Source organism: uncultured Gemmiger sp. (assembly GCA_944388105.1).
Classification (GTDB): Bacteria; Bacillota; Clostridia; order Oscillospirales; family Ruminococcaceae; genus Gemmiger.
Window position 1 is genome coordinate 1 of sequence record CALXHN010000127.1, and the last position, 4,906, is coordinate 4,906.

Sequence of the window (4,906 nt, forward strand, 5' to 3'; positions counted from 1 at the left end):
GCAAACCAAAACCAGGCGGCCCGTCTCGGGCCGCCTTTCTCAAAACAACAGAAATAAGGAGGATCAACCATGCCGCTGACCATCCATATCAACCCCCTGGACAACGTGGTGGTGGCCCTGCATCCCATCCCCGCAGGCACCCCGGTGCCGGTGGAGGGCGTGGGCACCGTCACCGCTGCCGAAGATATCCCCCAGGGCCACAAAATGGCCATCCGCCCCATCAAGGCGGGGGAGAACGTCATCAAGTACGGCTTTGCCATCGGCCATGCCACCGCCGACGTCCAGCCCGGGACCTGGATGCACACCCACAACGTCAAAACCAACCTGTCCGGGGAACTGGAATACACCTATAACCCCAAACTGAACTACCCCGCCCCCGTGGCGCCCGAAACCTTCATGGGCTTCCGCCGCAGGGACGGCCGTGCGGCCATCCGCAACGAGATCTGGATCATCCCCACCGTGGGCTGCGTCAATGACTGCGCCAAGACCCTGGTGCGGGAGAACCAGGACCTGGTCACCGGCACCATCGACGGGCTGTATACCTTCACCCATCCCTTCGGCTGCTCCCAGACCGGCCACGACCACGCCCAGACCCGCAAACTGCTGGCCGCCCTGGTACGCCATCCCAACGCGGCGGCGGTGCTGGTGCTCAGCCTGGGGTGCGAGAACCTGACCCACGACCAGTTCGTGGCCGAGATCGGGGACTATGACCCCGACCGGGTCAAGTTCCTCACCTGCCAGGATGTGGAGGACGAGCTGGCCGCCGGCCGGCAGATCCTGCAGGAGCTGGCCGCCTACGCCGGACAGTTCCACCGGGAACCCATCCCCGCCAGCGAGCTGGTGGTGGGCATGAAGTGCGGCGGTTCGGACGGGCTTTCGGGCATCACCGCCAACCCCACCATCGGCCGGTTCAGCGATATGCTGGTGGCCCGGGGCGGTTCCACCGTCCTCACCGAAGTGCCCGAGATGTTCGGCGCCGAGGGCTTCCTCATGGACCGCTGCCGCAACGAGGAAGTTTTCCACAAGGCTGTGGAAATGATCAACGGCTTCAAGGAATACTTCATCGCCCACAATGAGGTGGTGTATGAAAATCCCAGCCCGGGCAACAAGCAGGGGGGCATCACCACCCTGGAGGACAAGTCCTGCGGCTGTGTCCAGAAAGGCGGCACCGCCCCCATCATGGACGTCATCGGCTACGGTGACGCCGTCACCACCAAGGGGCTGAACATGCTCTACGGCCCGGGCAACGACCTGGTCTCCGCCACCGCCCTCACCGCGGCCGGCGCCCACCTGATCCTGTTCAGCACCGGCCGGGGCACCCCCTTCGGCGCTCCCGCCCCCACCCTGAAGGTGTCCACCAACAGCCAGCTGGCCGCCAAAAAGAAGAACTGGATCGACTACAACACCGGCGTCATCGCCGATGGGGAAAAGACCATCGACGAGACCGCCCAGGGTCTGTATGACCTGGTGCTGGAAGTGGCCAGCGGCAAAAAGACCAAAGCCGAGGAGAAAGGTTTCCGGGAAATTTCTATTTTCAAAGACGGCGTGGTGCTGTAAAATAGAGGCAGGAAATCAAAAAGGAGGCTTTCTGCCATGTCCACTCTCACCAACGGCACCTACGAAAAATACGGCGTACAGTACGCCACCCTCACTCTCACCGACGGCGACTACGCCCTGACCGTCACCCCCGAAAAGGGCGGTATGGCCACCAGCTTCACCAAGGCGGGGGAGGAATACCTCTGGCTGCGGGACAAGAACTTCGAGTCCACCGACCGTCCCCGCTGCGGCATTCCCATCCTCTTCCCCAGCTGCAGCAAGCCGGATGGCGGCGTGCACATCTTTGACGGCGCCGCCTATCCCATGGAAGTCCACGGCTTCGCCGACCTGCTGCCCTGGCAGGTGAAGAAGGCGGACGATGCCGCCATCGAGCTGACCCTGGCCCCCAACGGCCTGACCAAGTTCGTCTATCCCTTCGACTTCCTGCTCACCATGCGCTACACCCTGGAAGGCGCCACCGCCACCCTGGCCCTGACCGTGGAGAACACCGGCGCCAAGGTGCTGCCCTTCAGCGTGGGCTTCCACCCCTATTTCAGCGTGAGCAAGCTGGAAAACGTGGCCTTCCACATCGACGCCGCCACCTGCTCCGAGGATGCCAAGGGCGAACAGCCCGCCGCCGTGCAGCCCATCACCCTGACCCGCAAGGAGGGCTCCGCCGATTCCATCCGTCTGCTCACCGGCGTCAAGACCCCCATGGTCCTCACCGATTCCGGCAACGGCCACAAGGTCGCCGTGGCCTTTGACCAGGATACCTTCGGCAAGGGCGTGCTCTGGCAGCAGGATGCCGAGAGCTTCGTCTGCATGGAGCCCTGGAACGGCTGGGCCAACAGCGTCAACGAGGCCGGCAAGCACGAGGAACTGGACCCCGGGCAGAGCAAGACCTTCACCTGGAGCGTCACCATCGAGTGATTCCTCGTATACCGTAAAAAAGCAGGCTTCCCGGTTTGGGAAGCCTGCTTTTGCTTTATCGTTTTCCCCGCCAGGCGCGGCGGTAGTCGGTGGCGGTCTGGCCCTCCGCGGCCCGGAAGCGCCGGGTGAAGTAGGCCTGTTCCCGGAACCCGCACCCTGCGGCGATCTGCCCCAGGGTCAGGTCGGTGTAGCGCAGCATCTGCTTGGCCATGTCGATGCGGGCGGACAGCCGGCAGTCCAGGATGGTCTCCCCGTATCGCTGCTTGAAACTGCGGGCAAGATAATACTTGCTCAGGTAAAACCGGGCGGCCAGCTCGTCCAGGGAGAAGTTTTCGGTGCAGTGGGCAATGACGTAGGCCCGCACTTGCTCCAGGCGGGCGGCTGCCGGGGCGGTATCGCTGCCGCCCCGGGCCCGGTCTGCCAGAATGCCCGCCAGCAGCGCCGCCACCTCGGCGGAAGCTTCCAGCTCGGCGGTGGCGTCCCACCGTCGGGCCAGGTCCAGCACCGCGTCCAGGCGGCGGGCCGGGGCGCCGGTGTCGGCGGGGGTGAACACCGGACTGCCCCCGGCGGCAAACAGCTTGTAAAAGGCCGGGGCGCTGCGGCCGTTGAAATGCACCCACCGCAGTTCCCAGGGGTCGTCGTCAGCGCTGCGGTAGCCGTGGGGGCGGCGGCAGTCCACCCAGAAACACTGCCCCGCGTGCAGCGGCCACACCCGGCCGTCGTACTGCAGTTGTCCGCTGCCCGCCGCCACCTGCACGATGAGGAAACTGTCCAGGCTGCTGCGCTGGGTGCCCCCGTGGCTCTGCACCAGCCGGATGTGTCCGGCCTCCTGCAGGAAGAAGAGGTTCTGGCGGGCAAAGGCGGAGGGGGTCAGGATGACCCGCAGGCTGGACGGGTCATAAAAAGGGGGAAAGGAACTGTACTCGGGCAAACCAACACCTCCCATAAGGGCAGAGCAATATCGTGCAAAAACAACGGCAAGATATTCCCTTGCCAAGGCCTGTTAAAACCATTATACTGGATGGCAAGCGAAAAGCAAGGGCAAAGTGCGCCGTTTTGACGCCCCGGACCCCGACGCAAGAAAATACAACCCCGCCGCCCGGCGGCCGGGGCAAAGGCAAAAAGGAGTCAGACTATGAAAAAAGCCCTCATCACCGGTGTCACCGGACAGGACGGCAGCTATCTGGCCGAGTTCCTCATCGAAAAAGGCTACGATGTCCACGGCATGATCCGCCGTTCCAGTGTGGACTACCGGGAGCGCATCGCCCACCTGGAAGGCCATCCCCAGTTCCATCTGCATTACGGCGACCTGGGGGATTCCATCAGCCTGGTGAAGATCATCGCCGAGGTGCGCCCGGACGAGATCTACAACCTGGCGGCCCAGAGCCATGTGCAGGTCAGCTTTGACGTGCCGGAATACACCGCCGACGTGGTGGCCACCGGCGTGCTGCGGGTGCTGGAAGCGGTGCGCGTCTGCGGTCTGGAAAAGACCTGCCGCATCTACCAGGCGTCCACCAGTGAGCTGTACGGCAAGGTGGAGGAGGTCCCCCAGAACGAAAAGACCCCCTTCCATCCTTACAGCCCCTACGCTGTGGCCAAGCAGTACGGCTTCTGGATCGTGAAGGAATACCGGGAAGCTTACCACATGTACTGCTGCTCCGGCATCCTGTTCAACCATGAATCCGAGCGCCGGGGCGAGACCTTCGTCACCCGCAAGATCACCCTGGCGGCGGCCCGCATCGCCCAGGGCAAGCAGGACAAGCTGTATCTGGGCAACCTGTCCAGCCTGCGGGACTGGGGCTATGCCAAGGACTATGTGGAGTGCATGTGGCTGATCCTGCAGCAGGACAAGCCGGACGACTTCGTCATCGCCACCGGCGAGCAGCACAGCGTGCGGGAATTCTGCACCCTGGCTTTCCGGGAAGTGGGCATTGAACTGGAGTTCCAGGGCGAAGGCATGGAGGAAAAGGGCATCGACAAGGCCACCGGCAAGGTGCTCATCGAGGTCAGCCCGGACTTCTACCGTCCCACCGACGTGGTCAACCTGTGGGGGGATCCCACCAAGGCCAAGACCGAGCTGGGCTGGAACCCCACCAAGACCAGCTTCGAGGAACTGGTCCGCCTGATGGTCCGCAGCGACATGCGCAAGGTGGCCGTGGAACGGGCCGAAGAGAATGTGGACCTGTATAAGATCGAAGCCCTGGAGAAGGGTGTGCGGAAGTAATTTCCGATTTGGCTGTGGGGCTGCCGGGGGAACGGCAGGTTGCCGTTTAGTCCTTCCTTTTCGTGCCCGAAAAGGAAGCGAAAAGGGCCCGCCGTTCCGATGCGGCGGCCGCCGGCTGGGGCTGCGGCCCCAGACCCCGAGATGCGGCCACCTTACGACGGCCTATTCACCGGCCTGGGGGCCGGTGAACAAGGAATGGATTTAAAACCATTTCCC

The 4,906-nt window shown here is 63.6% G+C and carries 4 protein-coding genes; 3 read left to right on the plus strand and 1 reads right to left on the minus strand.

Features of this window, described 5'->3' with window-relative positions; genetic code table 11:
- The first annotated feature begins 69 nt into the window (after positions 1 to 69).
- Positions 70 to 1,557, plus strand: a complete 1,488-nt coding sequence (locus Q0K17_RS10360; RefSeq protein WP_294542819.1) for a UxaA family hydrolase — start codon at positions 70 to 72, stop codon at positions 1,555 to 1,557.
- Between the two features lie 36 nt (positions 1,558 to 1,593).
- On the plus strand, positions 1,594 to 2,466 hold the full coding sequence (locus Q0K17_RS10365) for an aldose epimerase (RefSeq protein ID WP_294542820.1): 873 nt from the start codon (positions 1,594 to 1,596) through the stop codon (positions 2,464 to 2,466).
- Positions 2,467 to 2,521: 55 nt separating this feature from the next.
- Here the strand turns inward: Q0K17_RS10365 and Q0K17_RS10370 are convergent, their stop codons facing one another.
- Complete coding sequence (locus tag Q0K17_RS10370; RefSeq protein ID WP_294542821.1) at positions 2,522 to 3,397, minus strand: AraC family transcriptional regulator; 876 nt, start codon at positions 3,395 to 3,397, stop codon at positions 2,522 to 2,524.
- Positions 3,398 to 3,601: 204 nt separating this feature from the next.
- Between Q0K17_RS10370 and gmd the strand changes: the two genes are divergently transcribed.
- Complete coding sequence (gmd, locus tag Q0K17_RS10375) at positions 3,602 to 4,690, plus strand: GDP-mannose 4,6-dehydratase (RefSeq protein WP_294542822.1); 1,089 nt, start codon at positions 3,602 to 3,604, stop codon at positions 4,688 to 4,690.
- The last annotated feature ends 216 nt before the right edge of the window (positions 4,691 to 4,906 follow it).